Source organism: Ensifer sp. ZNC0028, from assembly GCF_000799055.1.
Lineage (GTDB): Bacteria > Pseudomonadota > Alphaproteobacteria > Rhizobiales > Rhizobiaceae > Ensifer.
This window is the reverse complement of record NZ_JTLA01000030.1, coordinates 1-21,430: the sequence shown is the minus strand read 5'-3', so window position 1 is coordinate 21,430 and position 21,430 is coordinate 1. Positions and strand designations below refer to the sequence as shown.

The 21,430-nt window shown below is 64.0% G+C and carries 20 protein-coding genes; 11 read left to right on the top strand and 9 right to left on the bottom strand.

Annotated features, from left to right (window positions below):
* Positions 1 to 3 precede the first annotated feature (3 nt).
* Both L981_RS07125 and L981_RS07120 read left to right on the top strand, forming a co-directional pair.
* Positions 4 to 1,110 (top strand): amino acid ABC transporter permease, encoded by a 1,107-nt coding sequence (locus L981_RS07125; protein WP_043613345.1) that lies wholly within the window; start codon positions 4 to 6, stop codon positions 1,108 to 1,110.
* Positions 1,103 to 2,542, top strand: a complete 1,440-nt coding sequence (locus tag L981_RS07120; protein ID WP_043613343.1) for an amidohydrolase family protein — start codon at positions 1,103 to 1,105, stop codon at positions 2,540 to 2,542. The genes L981_RS07125 and L981_RS07120 overlap by 8 nt, the downstream gene beginning before the upstream one ends.
* A 16-nt stretch (positions 2,543 to 2,558) precedes the next feature.
* Here L981_RS07120 and L981_RS07115 read toward each other — a convergent pair whose 3' ends face one another.
* Positions 2,559 to 3,146, bottom strand: a complete 588-nt coding sequence (locus L981_RS07115; RefSeq protein WP_043613341.1) for a YqaA family protein — start codon at positions 3,144 to 3,146, stop codon at positions 2,559 to 2,561.
* A 129-nt stretch (positions 3,147 to 3,275) separates the two neighbouring features.
* A complete protein-coding gene (locus tag L981_RS07110; RefSeq protein WP_043613338.1) occupies positions 3,276 to 4,184 on the bottom strand; it encodes an AraC family transcriptional regulator in 909 nt (302 codons plus the stop codon).
* A gap of 97 nt (positions 4,185 to 4,281) precedes the next feature.
* On the opposite strand from L981_RS07110, the gene L981_RS07105 reads away from it, so the two are divergent.
* Positions 4,282 to 5,025 (top strand): SDR family oxidoreductase, encoded by a 744-nt coding sequence (locus tag L981_RS07105; RefSeq protein WP_043613336.1) that lies wholly within the window; start codon positions 4,282 to 4,284, stop codon positions 5,023 to 5,025.
* A 29-nt stretch (positions 5,026 to 5,054) separates the two neighbouring features.
* On the opposite strand, the gene L981_RS07100 is transcribed toward L981_RS07105, so the two are convergent.
* The 3 genes from L981_RS07100 to L981_RS07090 all read right to left on the bottom strand — a co-directional run bounded on the left by L981_RS07100 (position 5,055) and on the right by L981_RS07090 (position 9,085).
* Positions 5,055 to 5,864, bottom strand: coding sequence for a phosphate/phosphite/phosphonate ABC transporter substrate-binding protein (locus tag L981_RS07100; RefSeq protein ID WP_043613334.1), 810 nt, complete (start codon positions 5,862 to 5,864; stop codon positions 5,055 to 5,057).
* 132 nt (positions 5,865 to 5,996) lie between these two features.
* Entirely contained in the window at positions 5,997 to 8,276 is a 2,280-nt protein-coding gene (locus L981_RS07095; RefSeq protein ID WP_052201643.1) for a methyl-accepting chemotaxis protein, read from the bottom strand.
* Between the two features lie 161 nt (positions 8,277 to 8,437).
* A complete protein-coding gene (locus tag L981_RS07090) occupies positions 8,438 to 9,085 on the bottom strand; it encodes a TetR/AcrR family transcriptional regulator (protein WP_043613332.1) in 648 nt (215 codons plus the stop codon).
* Between the two features lie 133 nt (positions 9,086 to 9,218).
* Here L981_RS07090 and ligD point away from each other — a divergent pair, with 133 nt between their 5' ends.
* From ligD to L981_RS07060, 6 genes are all read left to right on the top strand, one after another.
* Complete coding sequence (gene ligD / locus L981_RS07085; protein WP_043613330.1) at positions 9,219 to 11,690, top strand: DNA ligase D; 2,472 nt, start codon at positions 9,219 to 9,221, stop codon at positions 11,688 to 11,690.
* Positions 11,691 to 11,716: 26 nt separating this feature from the next.
* Positions 11,717 to 12,601 carry a Ku protein gene (locus L981_RS07080; RefSeq protein WP_043613327.1) on the top strand — a complete coding sequence of 295 codons (885 nt, stop codon included), beginning with the start codon at positions 11,717 to 11,719 and terminating at the stop codon, positions 12,599 to 12,601.
* A complete protein-coding gene (locus L981_RS07075) occupies positions 12,601 to 13,686 on the top strand; it encodes a tetratricopeptide repeat protein (RefSeq protein WP_043613324.1) in 1,086 nt (361 codons plus the stop codon). The genes L981_RS07080 and L981_RS07075 overlap by 1 nt, the downstream gene beginning before the upstream one ends.
* 1 nt (position 13,687) lies before the next feature.
* Positions 13,688 to 14,329, top strand: a complete 642-nt coding sequence (locus tag L981_RS07070) for an alpha/beta family hydrolase (protein ID WP_043613322.1) — start codon at positions 13,688 to 13,690, stop codon at positions 14,327 to 14,329.
* Positions 14,330 to 14,342: 13 nt separating this feature from the next.
* Positions 14,343 to 15,116: an exodeoxyribonuclease III gene (xth, locus tag L981_RS07065; protein ID WP_043613320.1), complete on the top strand. Its 774-nt coding sequence runs from the start codon at positions 14,343 to 14,345 to the stop codon at positions 15,114 to 15,116.
* 163 nt (positions 15,117 to 15,279) lie between these two features.
* A complete protein-coding gene (locus L981_RS07060; RefSeq protein ID WP_043613318.1) occupies positions 15,280 to 15,486 on the top strand; it encodes a molybdopterin-binding protein in 207 nt (68 codons plus the stop codon).
* 58 nt (positions 15,487 to 15,544) lie between these two features.
* On the opposite strand, the gene tsaA is transcribed toward L981_RS07060, so the two are convergent.
* The 4 genes from tsaA to L981_RS07040 are packed head-to-tail and all read right to left on the bottom strand — an operon-like array spanning position 15,545 to position 18,930.
* On the bottom strand, positions 15,545 to 16,066 hold the full coding sequence (gene tsaA / locus L981_RS07055) for a tRNA (N6-threonylcarbamoyladenosine(37)-N6)-methyltransferase TrmO (RefSeq protein ID WP_043613316.1): 522 nt from the start codon (positions 16,064 to 16,066) through the stop codon (positions 15,545 to 15,547).
* The gene (locus L981_RS07050) at positions 16,041 to 16,865 is read right to left on the bottom strand and encodes an ABC transporter ATP-binding protein (RefSeq protein WP_052201642.1); all 825 of its coding nucleotides are present in this window, start codon (positions 16,863 to 16,865) and stop codon (positions 16,041 to 16,043) included. Before L981_RS07050 ends, tsaA begins: the two co-directional genes overlap by 26 nt.
* On the bottom strand, positions 16,862 to 17,869 hold the full coding sequence (locus L981_RS07045) for an iron ABC transporter permease (protein ID WP_043613313.1): 1,008 nt from the start codon (positions 17,867 to 17,869) through the stop codon (positions 16,862 to 16,864). The genes L981_RS07050 and L981_RS07045 overlap by 4 nt, the downstream gene beginning before the upstream one ends.
* 23 nt (positions 17,870 to 17,892) lie before the next feature.
* The gene (locus tag L981_RS07040; protein ID WP_043613311.1) at positions 17,893 to 18,930 is read right to left on the bottom strand and encodes an iron ABC transporter substrate-binding protein; all 1,038 of its coding nucleotides are present in this window, start codon (positions 18,928 to 18,930) and stop codon (positions 17,893 to 17,895) included.
* A gap of 224 nt (positions 18,931 to 19,154) precedes the next feature.
* Between L981_RS07040 and L981_RS07035 the strand changes: the two genes are divergently transcribed.
* Together L981_RS07035 and L981_RS07030 are read left to right on the top strand one after the other, a co-directional pair.
* Positions 19,155 to 20,924, top strand: coding sequence for a cytochrome c biogenesis protein DipZ (locus L981_RS07035; RefSeq protein ID WP_043613582.1), 1,770 nt, complete (start codon positions 19,155 to 19,157; stop codon positions 20,922 to 20,924).
* A gap of 141 nt (positions 20,925 to 21,065) precedes the next feature.
* Entirely contained in the window at positions 21,066 to 21,248 is a 183-nt protein-coding gene (locus tag L981_RS07030) for a hypothetical protein (RefSeq protein WP_043613308.1), read from the top strand.
* Positions 21,249 to 21,430 lie beyond the last annotated feature (182 nt).

The following is a 21,430-nucleotide window of genomic DNA, read 5'->3' as shown; positions in this document are numbered from 1 at the left end:
GCCATGACACAGGTCGACACCCTCGTGAGCAGCCCGGCACTTGCGCCGAGCCGCGAAGCGCCGCCGGCGGCTCGCGGCCGCTGGTTCAGCGCCTATTTCGGCACGCCCGGCAATGCGCTGATCACCATCCTCTGCCTCGGCACGGTCTTTGCGGTCGCCAAGCTCGCGATCGGCTGGCTCTTCGTCGACGCCACCTTTGTCGGCACGCCGGCGGAGTGCAAGGCAACGAGCGGTGCCTGCTGGCCGTTCCTGTCGGCAAAGATGCGCTACATCTTCTTCGGCTTTTATCCGTTCGAAGAGCAATGGCGTCCGCTGACGGCCATGCTTCTGTTTCTCGGCGCCTGCCTCGTCTCGATGGTGCCGAAGGTCTGGGGGCGGGGACTGCTGATCGCCTGGGTCGCCGTCGTCCTGCCGGTGCTCTATGTGCTGATGGCGGGTGGCTATTTCGGCCTGACGGTCGTGCCCACGACGCAATGGGGCGGGCTGCCGCTTTCCTTCATGCTCTCCTTCATCGGGCTTGCCTGCGCGCTGCCACTTGGCATTGCGCTGGCGCTCGCCCGTGCGTCGAACCTTCCGGCAATCCGCGTCCTCGGCGTCGGCTTCATCGAGATCGTCCGCGGGGTGCCGCTGATCAGCATCCTGTTCATGGCGACGGTCATGCTGCCCCTGTTCATGCCCAATGGCATCACCATCGATAAGCTCGTTCGGGCGCAGGTGGCGATCATCCTCTTTGCCGCCGCCTATATTGCCGAGATCGTGCGCGGCGGCCTGCAGGCGGTTCCCAAGGGGCAGGTTGAGGCCGGCCATTCGCTGGGCCTGCACTACTGGCAGATCATGCGCAAGATCGTGCTGCCGCAGGCGCTGAAGAAGGTCATTCCGCCCTTGGTCAGCCTGTTCATCGGCTTCTTCCAGGATACGACGCTGGTGACGATCGTCGGCCTGCTCGACTTCCTCGATACCGTCCGCACCGCCATGCGCGACCCGCAATGGCAGGGTATCGCAGTGCTCGAGGGTTATGTCTTCGCCGCTGTCGTATACTTCGTTTTCAGCGCCCTGATGGGGGCTTACAGCCGTTTCCTCGAGCAATATTTCAGGACCACGCATGACTAAAGAGATCCACGTCATCCGCAAAGCGCATACGCTCGTCGCCTTCGACCGCGAGCTTAATGGCCATGTCTATCTCAACGACGCCGACGTCGCCTATGACGACGCGGGCTTCGTGCATGTCGGCGGCCATTATGACGGTCCTTATGTCAGCGAGAGTTCCGGCCGCGACCGGATGATCATGCCGGGCTTCGTCAACGTGCATTGCCATTCCGGTGAGGAGCCGATCTCCAAGGGCATCTTCGAGGACATCGGGACGGCAGCGCTTTGGGGCAACGCGCTGTACGAATACTCCAACCTTCTGGAAATCGACGACGACGCGATCGAGGCGTCGCTGACGGTCATGGTCGGCGACCTGATGCGCAGTGGTGTCACCACGCTGCTCGATATTGCCGGCCCGCATGCGAGCTGGCTGCCGACGCTTGCCAAGAGCGGCGCACGCGCCTTTGTCGCGCCGGGTTTCCGCGAAGCGCAATGGCACGTGGAAGACAGCCATCGTCTCGACTTCCGCTGGGACAAGGCGCGGGGGCGCGAAGCCTTTGCGCGAGCGCTTGAGGTTGTCGATACGGCGAATGCACACCCCTCGGGGCGCCTTGGCGGCGTCGTCGCACCGTCGCAGATCGAAACCTGTTCGCCGGAACTGCTGCAGGATGCGGTGGCGGCAGCGCGTGAACGCGGCATGCCGATCACCATCCACGCCGCCCAGACCATGACCGAGCACGAGGAACTCTTGCGCCGGCACGGACTGACGGCCGTGCAGTATCTCGAGAAGCTGGGTCTGCTCGGCAAGGACCTGATCCTCGGCCATTGCATCTTCGTCGACAGCCATTCCTGGACGCGGCAGCGCACGGAGATCGATCTGCGCCTGCTCGCCGATCGACAGACGACGGTCGCCCATTGCCCGGTCACCTTTTCGCGCAGCGGCATGGCGCTGGAATCGGTCGGCCGCTATCGCCGCGCCGGCGTCAACGTCGCGCTCGGAACCGACAGCTACCCGTTCAACATGCTCGAAGAAATGCGCCAGGCGATGATCTGCGCGCGGCTCTCGGGCAAGTCCGTCTTCGACGTTTCGACCGGCGACATCCTCGAGGCGGCAACCACCGCCGGTGCCCGGGCGCTCGGCCGTGACGACATTGGCCGGATCGCCGTCGGCGCGAAGGCGGATTTCCTGGTGGTCGATCTCAGGCACCACGCTATGCAGCCGGTCTACGACCCCTTGCGCAACCTGTTGCATTGCGCGGCCGAGCGGGCGATCGAGCGTGTGCATGTGGACGGCGCTTGCGTCGTCAGTGATGGCCGTCCGACGTCGATCGACTATGACGGCGCTCTTGCAAAGCTACAGGAAGCGCAGGACTACGCTTGCCGCAAGGCGGCTGAGAACGACACGAAGGGCCGGGCGATCGGGACGCTTGCGCCCCTCTCGTTGCCGCGCAGGTAGTTACAGGCGCGATCCGTCAGGACAGAAAGCGGTGTGCGGCGAAGAGGCAGATCAGGATCGTCGCCGCCGCGCCCGCCAGTGCGCCAAGCCGTCTTTCGAGGAAGTCGCGGATCTCTTCGCCGAAACGCCGCAGCAACCAGGCAAGCAGGAAGAAGCGCGCGCCGCGGGCAATGATCGCCGAGACGATGAACAGGCCGAGATTGATGTTGGCGGCGCCTGAAAGGATGGTCACGACCTTGATCGGCGGCAGATGCGCCAGGCCCGAGGTGACGAGCAGCAACGCCAGCATCTCGCTGTCGACCGAGGCCTTCAGGTGCTCGAACGTGTCGAGCTTGCCGTAGAATTCGAGTAGCGGTCTGGCGAGCGTGTCGAAAGCGTAATGGCCGAGATACCAGCCGGCGATGCCGCCGAGAACCGAGCAGACAGTTGCCACGAGCGCATAACGCCAGGCCCGCTCCGGGCGTGCCAGCGCCATCGGGATCAGCAGAAGATCGGCTGGAACCGGGAAGATCGAGCTTTCGACGAAGGCAATGATGCCAAGCCAGACAATGGCGGTCTCCCGTGTTGCGAGCGACATTGTCCAATCGTACAGGCGTCGGAGCATGAGGTGCGGTTCTCTGTTGGCCCAGGGTCCGTTTACAGGCCCCAAGGCTCGTCTATAGGCCCGAGAGCAGGGTGTAAATGTGGCTGACTTCTGTATTTGAGATAATTCTCACGAAAAGCCGTGCCGGCGTTATTGGGCGGCCACGGCCAAGCGCGCATAGCGCCCTGGCGGCTGCCCGACATGGCGGCTGAAAGCGGTGCTGAAGGTGCTTGCCGAGCTGTAGCCGACCCGTTCAGCGACAGCTGCAAGGTCCAGTTCGCGTTGCCGCAGCAGGTCCTTGGCGATCGCCATGCGCCAGACGAGCAGGTACTCCATCGGTGGCAGCCCGACGGCGCGGGTGAAGCGCTCGAAGAATACGGATCGGGACAGTGCGGCCTCGTGCGCCAGTTCCGCCACGGTCCAGTCACGGGCCGGATCAGCATGGAGCTGGCGAATGGCCGCCGCCAGACGCGCATCTCCCAGCCCGCGCAAGAGGCCGGGTGCAGCGCTCTCCCCTTCGATGGATCGCAGCGCCTCGACGAGCATCACTTCCACAAGCCGAGTCAGAACCAGATCGCGGCCGGGGCGTTCGTCGCGTGCTTCTTCGCCAACAAGGCGGACGAGTGTCGAAAGCCGGTCTATCCCGCGCAGGTGCATCAATGCCGGCAGCAGCGAAACCAGCAGTCCGGCGTCCGGAGAGTCGAGAACGAAATAGCCGCCGAGCAGGCGCACGTCCGGTTCGCCGTCCTGCCTGCCATGGCGAACTTCGCCGACCGGCGAAGGCGCCGCCTTGGGATCGATGAAAGTCGGCTGCACCGGGTCAAAGCCCGACATGGTGAAGCCGGGCGTGCGCGGCAACAAAACGAAATCGCCTGCCTGCAGCGTCACCGGCGCCTCGCCGTCAACTGCCAGCCGGCACGATCCCTCGATGACGGTACAAAAACTCGGATGGCCGAATTCCGAGTAGCGAACCGCCCAGCGGCCGGCGCCGCTGATGCCCTTGGTGAACACGGTGCGTGGGTGGAGAAGCTGAATGAGTTGCGAGAGGGGATCTGTCATGTCAGGACGATAGCAAACGTAATCCGGACTTCAAGTCGTAGATCATCCGAAGTCGCCGCGGTATTCCGGTTCCATCGCAACCACGAAGGAAAACGTTATGAAGACCGTACTGATCACTGGCTGCTCTTCCGGCTACGGACTGGAGACTGCGCGCCGTTTCCATGCCGAAGGCTGGAACGTGATCGCGACGATGCGCTCGCCCCGACGCGACATCCTGCCGCCCGCGCAGCGCCTCCGCTTGCTGGCACTCGATGTCACCGATCCCGACAGCATCTCAGCCGCCATTGCGGAAAGCGGCCCGATCGATGCGCTTGTCAACAATGCCGGCGTCGGCGTGGTGGGTGCCTTCGAGGCGACGCCGATGCCCCATATCCGCAAGATCTTCGACACCAACACCTTCGGCACAATGGCGATGACCCAGGCCGTGATCCCGCAGTTCCGCGCCCGCCGGTCCGGCGTCGTGGTCAACGTCACCTCGAGTGTAACGCTTGCTTCCATGCCGCTGGCCGCCGCCTATACCGCAAGTAAGACCGCGATCACCGGCTTTACCGGTTCGCTTGCCCATGAACTTGCGGCCTTCGATATCCGCGTCAAGCTTGTCGAACCGGGTTATGCGCCGACCACGCGCTTCGCCCACAACACCGCGGTACGCGTCGAGGACCTGATCCCCGAGGCCTATGCCGATTTCGCAGCGCCAATCTTCGCCCAATTTGCAACACCGCCAATGGTGACGACCGAGGCCGACGTCGCGGAGGCCGTCTGGCAGGCGGCAAACGATGTGTCCGCCCAACTGCATTTCCCGGCTGGCGCCGATGCGGTGGCGCTGGCACAGGCAAGCTGACGCGCCTGACCCCGGCAGCTTGCGCGTGTTCAGGCGATCGCGGGATAGCCGAGACGATGTGCGAACCGCGCGAGTTCCGCCACAGGCTCGTAATCCGCATCCGACAGGACCGCGAAGTCCTTTAGGGAGAGCACATCGCGTGCCTCAGCCAAGGTGGGCTCCGTGATTACGCGTCCGAGTGAACCGCGCAGCAACAAAAGCTCGTCGTCCGAGGCGTCGCCGCGGGTGATGAGCGGCAGGCCCGGCGTGCTTGCGGTGGTGATCAAGACCCGCAGCTTGGACACCCGTCCCGGATCAAACCTTTGCGTGTTGCCAAAGGTCACGCAGTCGATTGCGGCTACGTCTGCAGTGCCTGTTGCAACCGCATCGATGCTCGCCAGATGGCTGCCGGTTTCGACAACAGATGAGAAGAACCGGCCATTTCGGTTGAGGGGGGCGATCGTCGCCCGCAACAGGTTTGTTCCGGAATTGCTGACGGGATCGTTGATGGCAGCCCGTGTCCCCCGGAGATCTTCGAGGGAACGGACCGGGCCGCCTGCTCGCACGATGATGAAGCTGCACATGTCGGCGCCGTCGCAGCCCGGATGCCCGTAGACCGGGGTGGCGACGAGGCGAACCTTGCCGCGGAGGTCCCGGACGTAGGGATAGCCGCAGGTCTGCGCGAGCAGCAGCGCCGGATGAAGCCAGGCGTCGGCATGATGGAGGGCAGCGTCCAAGCGGTCGGGCACATCCGTCAGGCCCTCGCGCCGCAGGTCGTCGCGCAGGAACGCCCAGAGCGTTGCTGTTGCTGCCGCGAGCGGCGGAGGGCTGACATACATCGCAAGACTGGCTATCCGCATGATTTCCCCGCGCTCGATGAGCACTCTCGTTATGGGCGTAAAATGCGTTCGGCAAAGCGTCAAGACCATGGCCGCCGCGCCAAAGCGGGTGGCATGTACGCATGCGGGTGGCGGCCGCCAGAGTGGCGGAGGTCAGGCCGTGCGGCGAAGGTGGACCGGCTCCAGGGCGCGCGTCTCCGATCGACCTCCGTCGGATGCCGTACGGAAACGCTCGACGAGATCGAACAGGCCCGACGCCTGGCTTGAAAGCCTGTGGGTCATGGCCGTGCTGTCCTCGACCATCGCATTGTTCTTTTGGGTCACAGCGTCCAGCGACAACATGGTCTGGTTGATGTGCTGCAGGTCGGTCGCCTGGTCGCGCGCGTCGCCGGCGATCTGCAGCGTCTGCTCGTTGATCGCGTGGATCTGTCCGGAGATCTCGTCGAGCGCCTCGCCGGCGGCCCGTACAAGAGACACACCCTTTGCCACTTCCTCGGCCGACGTCGTGATGATCGCCTTGATCTCCCGGGCGGCCTGCGCCGATTTCTGCGCCAGTTCGCGAACTTCATGGGCAACGACCGCAAATCCCTTGCCCGCTTCGCCGGCGCGCGCCGCCTCGACCCCCGCGTTCAGCGCCAGGAGGTTGGTCTGGAAGGCGATGTCGTTGATCGTTCCGATGATCTGCGAAATGGCGACGGATCCCTTTTCGATCTGGGCCATGGCGCCGACGGCATTCATCACCACCTGACCAGAACGGTCGGAACTCGCCTTGGCGGCGGCCGCGATCGCGGTTGCCGATGTGGCGTGCTCGGCGGTGCGGCCGATGGTGGCGGTGATTGCGCCGAGCGCTGCGGTTGCCTCTTCCAGCGTCGCCGCCTGATGTTCGGTGCGCTTGGCTAGCTGGCCGATGGCGTCGCGCATCTCGCCGGTTTCGCCGTCGATCTCGGCACTTCTCGCCTTCACGTCGCCAAGCGTGATCGCGAGGCTCTCCAGCGACAGGTTGAAGTCCGAGCGCAGGCGATCGAAACCGGCGCCGAAGGGGCGGTCGATGCGGGCCGTCAGATCGCCATGGGACAAGCGTTCGAGCCCCGAAGCCAGCATTTCGACGGCGTCGTTGATCTGGCGGGACACCTCCGCCTGCGCCGTCTCGCGGCTGTGCCGTTCCGCTTCGATCATGGTTCGCGTTTCCGCGGCCTCGGTTTCGAGGCGGGCGCGGTCGCGAAGTGCGTCGCGAAAAACGAGGACGGAACGGGCCATGTCACCGATCTCGTCCTTGCGGGTGCCCCCGACACCGTCGATCGTCGTGTCGCCATCGGCGAGCCGGCTCATGTCGTGGACGAGACCGGTGATCGGGCGCGTCAGGCGGCGCGAATACCAGACCGAGATCGCCAGCGCGGCCGCAAGGACGGCGAGTGCCGTTGCAAGCGTCCAATTGCGCAAGGCGGTAACCGCGGCAAAGGCCTCCCGCGAGGTCATGACCGCAGCCATGGTCCAGCGCGTGCCGAATGCATCAAGGCTGGTTGCCGCCATCTGGGCCTCCTCGCCACGGAAATCCGCAAGCCTGCTGCTGATGATGCCGTCTTCCGCTGGCTGGTCGGTCGCCATCCGGGCCTCCAGCATATCGTTGTCGGGCGTGGCGGCGCTGTCGGCGAGGAAAAACCCGCTGGTGTCGAGCAGGATCGTCTCGCCGGTTTCGCCAAGGCCGGTGCGGTTGCCGACGATTTCGCCGATACGCCCGTCCGGCATTTCAAGGATCAGCGTGCCGATCTTGCCGTCGATCGATTCCAGGGGGATGGCGATGAACGCGGCGGGGCTGCCGCCAAGCGGCGCATAGGTCTCGTAGGATGCAAAGGCGAGCTTGCTCTTGTCCGTTCCCTCGGCCGTCTCCCGGAAAACGCGGCCAAGGCCGGTATCCTTCCAGGCAGCGTTCTTGAGATTGACGCCAAAATCGCCCTTCTTGTTGAGGGCGTAGACGACGTCACCGCTGAGATTGGCGAGCAGCACGTCGCGATAGCCGTGGGCTTCCGCAAAGCGCCGGAAGAACGGGTGATAGCGCGCATGCAGCGTATCGTAGTCGTCGATCCCTGCGGAACCGTAGAGCGCGCGCTTGTCCTCGGCGTTGGGGTTTTCCGCCAGGTAGCGGCGCTGCAGTTCGCTTTCGGTCTTGTCGCCGAACTTGGCAGCCGCACCATTCAGTTCGCTGAGCGCCTTGGCGACGGATTTCTGCGCCTGCAGATTGCGCAGGTCATTTTCCACGGTGGTAAGGTAATGGCGAAGCTCGTTGCGGCGGGCATCGGCAAGCGCCTCCAGCTTCTCGATCGCCGCGCGTGACGAGAGATTGCCGCTGACCGTGAGGCTGGCAAGGCTGGTGGCGGCAATGGAAAAGGCGGCAAGAGCCGCCGCAGCGAGAGGAAGCTTCGCGGACAAACGCATAACAATCACCGGACGTGCAGGGGAGGAGGCCATGCCGAAGGCTGGTCGCGACGCCTCATGCGTCCGGCGGAAGGGCTTCCGCGCGGAGAGTTATACGGCCTCACGTTACAGCTTGATGACAGCTGGATGACATCGCCAAAGTTTGCAGTGGAGCGAAAGGCTTATCTCGGCAAGGCGCCCGTCAGGAAGAGGTCGGCGCAGCTTTCGGCCCGTGCCGTGATCGTCGCCTCGTCGATCGTGCCAAGGCAACCCATCATGACGGCGCGTTGCGGCTCCATGGCCATCATGCCGCGCAGCATGCCCGCGGCCAGACGCGGGTCTGCGACCGCGAGCCGGCCCTCGGCCACCTGTGTCGTCAGCCATCGCTCCAAGGTGGCACTCGTTCGCTGGATCGCCTGTTCCCAGAAGGTGGCGGCAACTTCCGGAAAGCGCTCCGCCTCGGCGAGCACCAGGCGGATGATCGCGATCGTGTCGCGCGAGAGCACGAGATGTCCGTAGGCGGCAAGCAGGTGCACCAGGCCACCCCTCACGCCCAGATTTTCCAAGTTCTCTTCGTCGGCTTCCAGCACGTACTCGGCGATCCGGAGGGAGATGACGCGCTCGAACAGATCGGCCTTGGTCGGAAACAGCCGATAGAGCGTCTTGGTGGAAACGCCGGCGTTCTGGGCGATGACGTTGATGTTCGCCGCCTCGTAGCCGAGGTCGCAGAATTGCCGCTCGGCGGCCAGGATGATCACCTGGCGCGTCTCGTCGTCCGGCCGGACCTGGGGGCGGCCGCGGGAGCGTGGCGTCGTTTGCTTTTCGATCATGGCGGCTTTCCAAATTCTTCGAATTTTTAGGCGAGCCGAGTTGCGAAAGCAATTGTTTTCCGAAATTTCTGGGCTGCGCGTCCTTGCCGTGACGGATATTGCGACCTTTGCGAACACGTTCTAGCTTTGCCGCATGGCGACGTCGAAACTCACGACCTATCGTGCGAAGCGGGACTTTTCCCGGACGCCGGAGCCTGCCGGAAAAACCGGCGGGCAGGGCAATCGTTTCGTCGTGCACAAGCACCACGCCACTGCCGACCACTATGATCTGAGATTGCAGGTGGGCGACGTGCTCAAAAGCTGGGCGGTCCCCAGGGGGCCCTCGCTCAACCCCGCCGACAAGCGGCTGGCCGTCGAGACCGAAGATCATCCGCTCGACTACATCGACTTCGAGGGCGTCATTCCCGAGGGTGAGTATGGTGGCGGGCCGATGATCGTTTGGGACACCGGCGTCTGGGCGCCGATGGACGATATCGAGAAGAGCCTGAGAACGGGCGCGTTCAAGTTTCGTCTCGCCGGCGAGAAGCTCAATGGCGGCTGGATGCTGACGCGGCTGAAGCCGAAACCGGGCGACGACGACAAGCGCAACTGGCTGCTGTTCAAGGAGCATGACCCCGCCGCCGATGCCGATGTCGACATTCTGACGGCGCGTCCGGAGAGCGTAAAAAGCGGGCGGCGGATCGAAGAGTTGGTCGAGCCGCCGAAGAAACCGACAAAAGCGGCAAAGCCGGCCGTCCTCAAGCCCGGTTCGCTGACGGGCGCCGTGAAAGGTCCGAAGCCGCAGCGGATCGAGCCGCAACTGGCCAGTCCGATCCCGAAGCCGCCCGGAGGACCATCGGAAAAACAAGCCTGGTTGCACGAGATCAAGTTCGACGGTTATCGCACGATGGCAGATATCTCGCATGGCTCAGTGCGGCTGATCACACGCAGCGGCCTCGACTGGACGAAGCGCTACGGCGATCTGCCAGACGCATTCGGCAAGTTGCCCTGTCGGGAGGCGATGATCGATGGCGAGATCGTCGCTCTCGACGACAAGGGCATCAGCCGCTTCTCGCTGTTGCAGGAGGCTCTATCGTCCGGGACGGATGGCAAGCTCGTTTTCTATGCCTTCGACGTCCTCCATCTCGACGGCTGGAACCTTGCCGAAGCTCCGCTGGAAAAGCGCAAAGCGCTGCTGGCGCAACTGCTTGAAGGGCAGTTATCGAGCCGCTCAGCCATTCAGTTCAGCGACCATGTGAAGGGCGATGGGCGCGGGCTCTACGATCAGGCGGCCGAGCTTGGGCTGGAAGGGATCGTCTCAAAGCGTGCCTCCGCGCCCTACCGCAGCGGACGCACCCAGACCTGGACCAAGACCAAAGCGCTCAAAAGCGAAGACTTCGTGATTGCGGGCTACACCGTCTCCGAGGCGGCGGAGGGGCTCGCAGCACTGGCGCTTGCGGAATGGGTAGACGGAGAGCTGCACTACCGCGGCAAGGTCGGGACCGGCTTCGATGCGGCGACAGCCAAGCAATTGCTCGCGCGGCTGGAAGCTTTGCGCGGTGGCGAGACCGCGCTCGATGGCGCGCCCAAGGAAATCGTCTGGGTGCGGCCGGTGCTATCGGCCCGCATCCACTACTCCAACCGCACGACCGACAACGTGCTGCGCCACGCGGTGTTCAAGGGGCTTCGCGATGTCGAGCTTTCGGCTCCGGCGACCGCGCCGCGCAAGCGCCTGATCACCGACGCCGATCTGGCGACGATCCAGGTGACCAATGCCGACCGCCGGGTGTTCGGAAGATCCGGACCGACCAAACTCGACATTGCCGTCTACTATGCGCTGGTCGGAGATTTCATGCTGCCGCATATCCTCGGGCGCCCGGTATCGCTTTTCCGCTGCCCGACGGGAAAGCACGCCGATTGTTTCTTTCAGCGCCATCCCTTCACCGGCATGCCATCTTCGATCGTCAGCTTCAACGCGACCAATTCCGAGGGCGAGAGCAAGTCCTTCCTCTCGATCGAGGGCACGAAGGGTTATCTGGCGCTCGCCCAGTTCGGCGTGATCGAGCTTCACAGCTGGGGTTCGCGGCGCGCGCGGCTGGAGAAACCCGATCGCGTCGTCTTCGATCTCGATCCCGGCGAAGGGATCTCGTGGCGCGACGTGGTCGAGGCGGCCGTCCACATACGCGGCGAGCTGGAAGCGCTCGGCCTGGTTCCTTTCGTCAAGACGTCAGGCGGCAGCGGTATCCACGTCGTGGTGCCGGTTAAACCGAAGCTGGACTGGAAGAAGACACACCAGGCGACGAGCGCGATTGCCACCCGGTTGGCGGCGACCGCGCCCCATACCTTCACCACGACCATGGGCAAGGAAAACCGCATCAAGCGGATCTTCATCGACTTCCACCGCAATGCGCGCAGCCATACGGCGGCCGCTCCCTATTCGCTGCGCGCACGCACCAATCTGCCGGCTTCGGCGCCGCTTCAGTGGGCGGATCTGGAGACTATCGACGCTCCGGAGGATTTGAACTATTCTTCGCTGCCTGGACTTCTGGATACTTTCGGCGATCCCTGGGCGGATATCGACGACTTTGCCAAGGAACTGCCGCTTCTGTCCGAAACGAGGACGTAATGCGTTTGGCCGCGTAGGAGACATCAATGGCGCCCAGGGCAAGTTGGAAAGGTTACCTCAAACTCAGTCTCGTCAGTTGCCCCGTCAGGCTCTATCCGGCGACCAGTTCGAGCGAGCGCATCAGCTTCAACCAGTTGCACAAGGACACCCATAACCGGATCAACATGAAGCCGGTCGATCCCGAACTCGGGCTCGTCGAGCGCTCGGATCTGGTCAAGGGCTACGAATACGAAGACAAGAAGTACATCATCATCGAGGACAGCGATCTCGACAGCGTCAGGATCGAGTCCAATCACACGATGAACATCGAGGCCTTCGTCGATGAAGGCTCTGTCGACGTGATCTACCAGGATGCGCCCTATTATCTCGCCCCAGACGGCGCGATGGCTGAGGAAACCTTCGTCGTGCTGCGCGAAGCGTTGAAAAAGAGCGGCAAGGTGGCGATCGCGCGCCTCGTGCTTTCGAGCCGCGAACGGGTGGTGACAATCGGTGCGCGCGAAACCGGGATGTTCGTGTGTACACTGAGAAACCCGAGCGAAGTGCGCGGAACGGCTGAATATTTTGGCAATGTACCCGTTGGTCACCCGGACCCGGAAATGCTGCAACTCGCCGAAGCCTTGATCCAGCAGAAGATGACGGTCTTCGATCCGAAGAACTATGAGGACCGCTACGAGATCGCGCTGATGAAGATGATCCGCGAGAAGCTCAAAGGTCACAAGCCGATCATTGCGGCAGCCCCTGAGCGTGGCAACGTCATCAACCTCATGGATGCGCTGAAGGCGAGCCTGTCGCAGTCGAAGCCGCCTGCAAAGAGCAAGCCCAAGGCCGAGCCGGCGGCCAAGCAAACCTCCAAGGCGGCGGCGCCAGCCAAGCGCACGGCGGCAAAACCGGCCGCGAAGAAGAAAGCCTGATGGCTGTAGCAGGCCAGACATTCGGTATCGTCGGGGCGCTCTCGGCCTTCCCGCGCCGGCTGCTGGCGCGCGAGGTCGAGCGCCAGCACGGCCACCTGCGTCGCGGCCTCACGCGCCAGACGACCTATCTGGTGTTCGGCCGCAGCCTGCTTGCCAAATCGAGCGAGGCGGAGATCGAAGCCCGCTTCGATGGCGAACGCGAAAGCGGGCGATGGCTTGTCAGCGAAAACGGCTTTCTTCGCCTTCTGGGGTTGATGTCGGTGCCGGTGGCCTCCGCGCTCAGTCGCCAGTCGCTGATCGATCAGGCGAGGCTCTCGCCGCGCGTCTTCGACCTGCTCTCCCTGTTCGACGCGTTCGAGCATGACAGCGAGCCTTATTCGTTCCGCGACCTCATCCTTGCCCGAAAATATGCCGAGCTGATTGCCAGCGGGGCGAGTTGGAGCGCAATCGCACGGTCCGTTCATCGATCCGGACCGGTTGCCTCGCTGACGGCACTTTCGCTACACCATGGCGGCACCGATGCGATCTACGCCCGCAGCGCCGAGGGCCTGAGCGAGCTGAATGGGCAATTGCTCTTCGATCTCGATACACCGGACGATGGCGCCCTCGAAGATCTCTTCGATCTGGCCGAGGAGGCGGAAGCCAATGGCGACTACCTGGAGGCTGCGGCCTTCTATCAGCGCTATCTTGCCATGGACCGGACGGATTCGGTCGCGGCCTTCAACCGCGCCAATTGCCTGAAGGCGGCGGGGCGCGAGCTTGAGGCCGCCCATGATTACGCCCGTGCCATCAAGCTCGATCCATCCTTCGTCGAGGCCTGGTTCAACCTCGCGGGGCTGATGAACGAGCGGGGGCGGATCGACGCCGCGCGCCGGCATCTCAGGAAGGCGATCGAGATCGACGGCGACTATGCCGACGCCGTCTTCAATCTGGCGAAACTCGAATTCGATGCCGGCGATCTCGCGGAGGCGAGGCGCTGGTGGAGCCGCTATCTGGAACTCGATAGCGATAGCGAATGGGCGCGAACGGCGGAGCGCGGCGTGCAATATGTCGACCTGCAGGACCGCCCGAGAACAGCAGGCTGATATGGGTGACAAATTTCTCTTCGACGGACCCGACGATGCCGCGGTCACCATCCTCCTTGCCCATGGCGCCGGCGCGCCGATGGATTCGGCGTCGATGACCGCGACCGCAGGGGCGCTTGCGACGGCAGGCTTTCGTGTCGCGCGCTTCGAGTTCGGCTACATGGCGGCAAGGCGCACGGTGGAGGGGCGCAAACCGCCGCCCCGCGCCGACACGCTTAATCCCGAATACCTCGCCGCCATCGACGATCTGGACGTCAAAGGCCCACTTATCATCGGCGGCAAGTCGATGGGGGGACGCGTCGCGAGTATGGTCGCCGATCCGTTGCATGCGGCCGGCAGGATCACCGGGCTGCTCTGCCTTGGCTATCCCTTTCATCCGCCGGCCAAGCCCGAGCAGCTGCGCACCAAGCACCTGGCCGACTTCAAGACGCCGACGCTGATCTGCCAGGGAACGCGCGACGAATTCGGCACGCGCGAGGAAGTGCAGAACTACGTGCTTTCCGATGCGATCGAAGTCCTGTGGCTCGAGGACGGAGACCATGACCTCAAACCGCGCAAGAGCATTTCCGGCTTTTCGACCGCCGACCATTTGAGGACCTTGGCCGATGCGGTGGCAGCCTGGGCTGCCCGGCTGACACACTGATCCGATCGCCGGGATGAAGATCGCCACCTTCAACATCAACGGCATCAACAGGCGGCTCGACAACCTGATCGCCTGGCTGGGCGAGGCGGAGCCGGACATCGTTTGCCTGCAGGAGTTGAAGGCGACCGATCGGCAGTTCCCGCGTTCAGCGATCGAGGCGGCCGGTTATGGCGCGGTCTGGCAGGGACAATCCGCATGGAACGGTGTGGCGATCCTCGCCCGCGGCAGCGAGCCGGTGCTGACCCGTGTCGGGCTCGACCATGACCCGTCGGATGCCGAGGCTCGTTATATCGAGGCTGCCGTCAGCGGCCTCCTGGTCGCCTGTCTCTACGCGCCCAACGGCAACCCGCGGCCAGGCCCCAAGTTCGTCTACAAGCTTGGCTGGCACGAGCGTCTGGCCAAACATGCCGCCGAACTCTACGCGCTCGACCTGCCTGTCGTGCTTGCCGGCGACTACAACATCGTGCCGGAGCCTCGCGACATCTACCCGACAACCTCCTATGACGACAACGCGCTGGTCCAGCCGGAAAGCCGTGCCGCATTCCGCGACCTTCTCGATCAGGGCTGGCTCGACGCTTTGCGCAAAAAACACCCGAAAGAACAGCTTTTCACCTTCTGGGACTATCGCCGAAACCGTTGGCAGCGCGATGCGGGGCTTCGGCTCGATCATATGCTCCTCAGCCGAAAGCTTTCTCGCAAGCTGACCGGTGCCGGCATCGACCGTGAAGTTCGTGGCATGGAGGGCGCGAGCGATCATGCGCCGGTGTGGATCACGCTCCGCGATTGACATGACAATGCCGCGGGGAGACTGCACGTGCCTGCGCGACGATGATACTGTTTCGCCTTGCAGGCTGCTATTCGCAGCGCCGATCCGGGATAAACCCCGTCCGGCCTAGCGGATGAATGCGGCCACCGCGACATTCAGACTAGCCAACACGAAGGAGAACCGCATGAAAATCAGCGCACGCAACCGCCTCAAGGGCAAGATCGTCGAAGTCGTCAAGGGCGCGACCACCGCCCATGTCCGGATCGACGTCGGCGGCTCGATCGTGACGGCTGCGATCACCAACGAGTCGGTCGACGAACTCGGCCTGAAGGTTGGCGGCGAAGCCTACGCGGTCATCAAGGCCTCGGACGTCATGGTCGGCATCGACTGATAGGCTTGCGGCAAGGGCGCGCGAACCGACCGTCGCGCCCTGCCAAACCGCGGCCGGATCACGCCTTCTGGCAATGATGCACGTTGCCGTCGCCGGTCTCGAAGTCGCCGCGCTGCGGCGGCGCAATCGGCTTGAACAGCGTCCGGTCGGGCTTGAGATCGATGAGCGGCGTGCCGTCGAGGCAGTCGAGACCGCGAACGAGAAGGCTCGAGCCTTCCACGGCCCCGAGCTTGACGATCGAGGTGCCGATCGGGTTCGGCCGAACCGGCGAGCGCAGTGAGAATGTTCCGTGCACTTCGCCGTTGCTGGCGGGGCTCTGCAGCACCAGGTCGCGCCGCGAGCGGTCGAGCCAGTAGAGGATTTCCAGTCGCTCGAACGCTTCCACGCCTTTCAGAGCGAGAACCCAGGGTTCGAAGATTTCGATGCGGCAGACCGGGCCGTCATGCCGCCCCTGGCGTGGGGTTTCCATGCGCGACGTCCAGGGCGTCGAAATGCGGCCGATAAAGACGAGACCGGCGTCGGTTGGCGCGGGCGGCGCCACGGCCACCTCGTTCTCACGGATTTCGTTCTGGCGAACCATGGTCTGTTCCTTTCCTTGCAGAGGGGGCGGTGAGGCGCGGCGCACAGAGGCGGGCCTCGCTGCCGTCGATCGAGCCGATCACCACATCGATGTCGTAGAGTTGTTTGAGGGCGGTGGGCGTCAACACGTCCTTGGGCAAACCGAGCGCGATAAGCTTTGCGGCATGGAGAAGGGCGACGCGGTCCGCAACGAGGAAGGCGTGATCCGGATTGTGCGTCGAAAGCACAACCGAGAGCCCCTGTTCCGCCAGCGCCCGGACATGCGAAAGCACCCGCATCTGGTTGCCGTAGTCGAGATTGGCGGTCGGCTCGTCCATGACGAGGATGGCGGGTTCCTGCGTCAGCGCGCGAGCGATCAACGCCATCTGGCGCTCGCCACCGCTGATCTCGGTATAGGGACGCAAGGCAAGGTGGGCCATGCCGAGGCCGCCAAGCGCTTCCATGGCGATCCGGCGATCGCGGGTGCCAGGCGAGGAGAACGGCGCGAGATGAGGGGCTCGCCCCATCAACACCACCTCAAGGACCGTGAACGGAAAGAGTGCTGCATGCGCCTGCGGAACATAGGCGATCTGCCTGGCGCGCTCACGCCGTGGCCAGGCGGAAAGCGGTCGTCCGTCCAGGAGAATGTCTCCAGCCCTGACTGGCAGAAGGCCGAGCACAGTCTTGAACAGCGTCGTCTTGCCGGCGCCGTTGGGGCCAAGCAGGGCCAGAACCTCGCCGGATGCGAGCGACAGGGAGACATTCTCACCCACCGAGCGTCCGCCATAGCCAAAGGCGAGATTCCTGATCTCCAGCGTCAACGCCAGGCCCTCCGGCCGGAGGCGAGCAGCCAGAGGAAGAAGGGCGCGCCAACGGCCGCCGTCAGAATGCCGAGCGGGACTTCGATGAGCGCTATGCTGCGCGCCAGCATGTCGACGACAAGTAGATAGGCAGCGCCGGCGATCATCGACGCCGGCAGCAGGCGGCGGAAGTCCGGGCCGACCAGCATGCGCGCGATGTGCGGGATCACGAGGCCGATCCAGCCGATGACGCCGCTGACGGAGACAGCCGCGGCGGTGATGAGCGTCGCTGCCGCGATCAGCAGAGCGCGGGTCATTCGCGTATCGATGCCCAGGGTCTGTGCTTCCTCGTCTCCGAGCGTCATCAGGTTCATGCGCCAGCGAAAAAGCACCAGCGGCACCAGCCCGATCAAAAGCGCCGGCAGGATCGAGATGACGTCGAGACGGGTGATCGCCGTCAGGCTGCCGAGCAGCCAGTAGGTGATCGCCGGCAACTGGTCATAGGGATCGGCAAGGATCTTGATCAGCGATATGCCAGCACCCACAAGGGCGCCGATGGCAATCCCCGCCAGGACCAGGGTCAGGGCCGGATCGCGTCCGCGGATCGCCAAGCCAACAGCATAGACCGCAGCCACCGCAAGCAACCCGCCGGCGAAGCTGATCGCCTGGATTGCGAGGACCGGCAGCGACAGAAAGATGCCGATGACGGCGCCGAGACTGGCGCCGCCGGAAACGCCGAGAATATCCGGCGAAACGAGCGGATTTCGGAAAAGCCCCTGATAGGTGGCGCCGGCTGCGGCAAGTGCCGCGCCGATCAGCATCGCGCCTGCAATGCGCGGCAGCCGCACATTCCAGAGCACGGTCGAAAGAACGGGATCGCTCGGCTGTCCCGACAGGGCGGCGCGCAGCGCCCCGGCGATCTCCGCAGGGCCGGCATATTTGCCGACCGACATCGACACCAGGGCCAGCAGGAGGAGTGGGCCGACGAGGAGCCAGAGATTGCCCTTGCGCCCGTCGGCCGTCATTTCCGATGTTTCCTGTCTCCGGTTCATTTCGAAGCCGGCACCGCCCCCTTCAGGAGCGTGGCCACTTGTTCGTCCGTCAGGTCGACCTGGTAGAACAGCTTGTAGAAGTCGCGGGTCTCAGCCTTCAGATCGCCCTTGAAGCTATCGGGATAGAACAGCGTCTGCAGCCATGCGACGCCGATCAGACGGTTGATCGCAGGCGGCGAGTCGAACCAGCCGTAGGGCAGGGACGGCGCAGTGAACACCCGGCCGGTGGTGATTGCCTTCACATCGGCCCAGAGCGGGTCCTTCTTGGCCGAGGCTGCAAACTTGCCGCTTGCGGCGATGATGACGTCCGGGTTCCAGGAGAGGATCTGTTCGAGCGACACCTGGGTCAAGCTGCCCTTGCCGGCCGCCGCCGCGACGTTTTCAGCGCCGACGGCTTCCAGGATCTCGACATTGATCGAGCCGGAAAGCCCTGTTTCCAGCCCTTCCGGGCCGCGTCCATAATAGACGCGCGGCCGCTGATCGGCCGGTATCTTGGCAAGGTTGTCGTTCAGTTCCTTGACCCGCTTGTCGGCATAGGTCGCGAGCGTTTCGGCGCGTTCGCTCACGCCAAGCAGGGCGCCGACGTCGCGCAGCGTCTTGCCGCTGTCGGCGAAGCGGCCGTCGATCAGCACGTAGGGAATGCCGGTCTGCGCCTGCACCTTGTCGGCCAGCGAGCGGTAAGTGTCGTTGACGGTGCCGACGTCGAGAATGATGTCCGGTTTGGCGGCAAGCACCGCCTCGACATTGGCGCTGCCGCCCTTGCCCGTGAGCTGACCGTAGGTCGGCAGGTCCCGGACCGACGGCATCAGATATGCCTTTTGCTCCTCCGTCGGCTCCCGTACCCAGCCGGCGAGCTTGTCCGGCGCCAGCACGTAGGTGAGTACCGAGGCCGGCGGGCCGGCAGCAAGCACGCGGGTGATGGTATCGGGAACCTCAACCGTCCGCCCTGCAGCATCGGTGATCGTACGCGCGTCGGCTGCGCCTGAGGCAAGGCCGAGCATGGCGGAAAAGATTATCGCAAGAGATTTCAACATGGAGGCCACGATAGCGAGAGGGATCGGTCGGGCCGCACTATGGCATGCCGTTATATCTCATGGAATATATTGATTGCGCGAATTGCGATGGTGAGCTGCACTCTGATGCATTGAGATACAAATCCGCTCCTGTCGGAAACATCCGCGATACGTCGCGATGGTCCTCTGCCGCACGTGACAAGCGATCTGTGCCTCGGGCATCGATCCCATGCGGAGAGACGATGATGATCCTCTTTGTTGTAGCCTATCTTGCCGGCGTGCTGACGATCGTCAGCCCCTGCATCCTGCCGGTGCTGCCATTCGTGTTTGCCCGCGCCGGCCAGCCCTTTTCCACCAGCATTCTTCCGATGCTGCTCGCCAAGATCGTGACCTTTGCAGGCATCGCCTCGCTTGCAGCCCTCGGCGGCAACTGGGCGGTGCAGGCAAACGCCTACGGCCGCTACGCAGCGATCGCAATGCTCGCCGTCTTCGGTGTGACACTGCTCTCGACGCGGGCCGCCGCTTTTGTAACCGGTCCGTTCGTGGAACTCGGCAACCGACTGTCGCGGAAGGCCGCGACCGGGGAGAAGGGTAGCATCGGCGGCTCGATCCTCCTTGGCGTTGCGACCGGATTGCTCTGGGCGCCGTGTGCCGGGCCGGTGCTTGGCCTGGTGCTAACAGGGGCGGCGCTGAATGGCGCGAATGCGCAGACGACGCTGTTGCTTGTGGCCTATGCGGCCGGTGCTGCGACCTCGCTGGCGCTTGCCGTTCTGGCCGGTGCTCGAGTGTTCGCGGCGATGAAGCGCTTTCTCGGCCTTGGCGACCGCATCCGCCAGGGTCTCGGCGTCGCAGTGCTTGCCGGCGTTGGCGCGATTGCGCTGGGCCTCGACACCGGTCTTTTGGCGCAGCTTTCCTATGCGAGCACCTCAGGCGTCGAACAGTCGATCCTCGATCACCTGCGCAGCGGTGCATCGCCCGCGGACGTCGCAAGCACGCGTACGACCCTTGCCGCAAAGGATACGCGACAGGCGGCCTATCGCAGCGACCTTCCGGTCGAAGGACAGTTCCCGTCGCTTGACGGTGCAGTTCAGTGGTTGAATTCGAAGCCGCTGACGCCGGCCGAGCTTCGCGGCAAGGTCGTTCTCGTCGATTTCTGGACCTATTCCTGCATCAACTGCATCCGCACCATTCCTTACGTTCGGGCCTGGGCGGAGAAGTACAGGGACCAGGGCCTCGTCGTCATCGGCGTGCACGCCCCGGAATTCGCCTTCGAAAAGCAGATCGGCAACGTCGAAAAGGCGGTACGCGATTTCAAGATCACCTATCCGGTGGCGATCGACAACGATTTCGCCATCTGGCGCGCCTTCTCCAACAGCTACTGGCCGGCCCACTACTTCATCGATGCCGAGGGGCAGATCCGCTACACCCATTTCGGCGAAGGCGACTACGAAGGATCCGAGCGGGTGATCCAGGACCTGCTGGCGGAAGCAGCTGGCAAGAAAAAGGCCGAAGGCGGTCTGGTCAAGCCGGATGCGAAGGGCGCCGAGGCCTCGCCGGACCTGGCACGCCTCGGCTCAGGCGAGACCTATGTCGGCTATGCGCGCGCGGCAAACTTCGTCTCGCCCGAGGGCGTCTCGGCCAATGCAGCGGCACAGTACACGGCCGGCGAACCGGGGCTCAATGAATGGGGGTTGACCGGCAACTGGACGGTCGGCGCCGAAGAGGCGCGGCTCAACGACCCCGGCGGCGGCATCACCTACCGGTTCCGCGCGCGGGACCTGCACCTGGTGCTCGGCACTGGCGCCGGCGGCAAGCCGGTCCCGTTTCAGGTAACTGTGGACGGGGCGCCGCCGGCGGCGGACCATGGAGCGGATATCGATGCTGCCGGCAACGGTACCGTCACGGAGACCCGTCTTTACCAACTCGTCCGCCAGTCCGGCGAAGCCCGGGAGCGGACCTTCGAAATCCGCTTCCTCGCACCCGGCGCAGAAGCCTTCGTCTTCACCTTTGGATGAGAGCGTGCCGTTGGCGACAGAGACGAACTGCCAGCGCGCAACTGGTTACGCCCGCGATACGTCCAAGAAGATCTCTGGCCGCGAGCACGAGCCCTTGGTGACGAAACGCCGCTGCCGACATCAATAACGGAAGGAGCCACCATGCGTATCTTCGCAACAATTTTCGCCATCGCCGTGCTCGTGGCCGCCCCATGCGCCTGGGATAGCGACCCGAGAGAGCCTTCGCTTCTTGCCGCGCTCGTTTCCGGTTCCGGATCCGCAACGGGAGTCGAGCAGGCGGCAAGATTGCCGCACGAGGAGCTTGCCGATCCCTTCTTCAACTGATGATAGTATCGCCGTGACGAACGGCCTGAACCTTTGACACCAATCAACCTGGAGGAAAGTGACATGCTGGAGAAAACGAGAGAGCGCCAGACGGCCGGGGCTCGGACGGTATTCGTCAACGAATTGACCAACGGGATCCTCGATCCGGCCGAGCCGATGCTGGGGCCGGTTGCGGATGGGGG

Excerpts from the sequence above, each read along its gene's own strand:
- L981_RS07100 (WP_043613334.1), bottom strand. The coding sequence starts at position 5,864 with ATGCGGATAGCCAGTCTTGCGATGTATGTCAGCCCTCCGCCGCTCGCG.
- ligD (WP_043613330.1), top strand. The coding sequence starts at position 9,219 with ATGGCGACGTCGAAACTCACGACCTATCGTGCGAAGCGGGACTTTTCC.
- L981_RS07080 (WP_043613327.1), top strand. The coding sequence starts at position 11,717 with ATGGCGCCCAGGGCAAGTTGGAAAGGTTACCTCAAACTCAGTCTCGTC.
- L981_RS07120 (WP_043613343.1), top strand. The coding sequence starts at position 1,103 with ATGACTAAAGAGATCCACGTCATCCGCAAAGCGCATACGCTCGTCGCC.
- L981_RS07075 (WP_043613324.1), top strand. The coding sequence starts at position 12,601 with ATGGCTGTAGCAGGCCAGACATTCGGTATCGTCGGGGCGCTCTCGGCC.
- tsaA (WP_043613316.1), bottom strand. The coding sequence starts at position 16,066 with ATGGTTCGCCAGAACGAAATCCGTGAGAACGAGGTGGCCGTGGCGCCG.
- L981_RS07090 (WP_043613332.1), bottom strand. The coding sequence starts at position 9,085 with ATGATCGAAAAGCAAACGACGCCACGCTCCCGCGGCCGCCCCCAGGTC.
- L981_RS07105 (WP_043613336.1), top strand. The coding sequence starts at position 4,282 with ATGAAGACCGTACTGATCACTGGCTGCTCTTCCGGCTACGGACTGGAG.
- L981_RS07040 (WP_043613311.1), bottom strand. The coding sequence starts at position 18,930 with ATGTTGAAATCTCTTGCGATAATCTTTTCCGCCATGCTCGGCCTTGCC.
- xth (WP_043613320.1), top strand. The coding sequence starts at position 14,343 with ATGAAGATCGCCACCTTCAACATCAACGGCATCAACAGGCGGCTCGAC.
- L981_RS07115 (WP_043613341.1), bottom strand. The coding sequence starts at position 3,146 with ATGCTCCGACGCCTGTACGATTGGACAATGTCGCTCGCAACACGGGAG.
- L981_RS07070 (WP_043613322.1), top strand. The coding sequence starts at position 13,688 with ATGGGTGACAAATTTCTCTTCGACGGACCCGACGATGCCGCGGTCACC.
- L981_RS07125 (WP_043613345.1), top strand. The coding sequence starts at position 4 with ATGACACAGGTCGACACCCTCGTGAGCAGCCCGGCACTTGCGCCGAGC.
- L981_RS07045 (WP_043613313.1), bottom strand. The coding sequence starts at position 17,869 with ATGACGGCCGACGGGCGCAAGGGCAATCTCTGGCTCCTCGTCGGCCCA.
- L981_RS07110 (WP_043613338.1), bottom strand. The coding sequence starts at position 4,184 with ATGACAGATCCCCTCTCGCAACTCATTCAGCTTCTCCACCCACGCACC.
- L981_RS07030 (WP_043613308.1), top strand. The coding sequence starts at position 21,066 with ATGCGTATCTTCGCAACAATTTTCGCCATCGCCGTGCTCGTGGCCGCC.
- L981_RS07035 (WP_043613582.1), top strand. The coding sequence starts at position 19,155 with ATGATCCTCTTTGTTGTAGCCTATCTTGCCGGCGTGCTGACGATCGTC.
- L981_RS07060 (WP_043613318.1), top strand. The coding sequence starts at position 15,280 with ATGAAAATCAGCGCACGCAACCGCCTCAAGGGCAAGATCGTCGAAGTC.
- L981_RS07095 (WP_052201643.1), bottom strand. The coding sequence starts at position 8,276 with ATGCGTTTGTCCGCGAAGCTTCCTCTCGCTGCGGCGGCTCTTGCCGCC.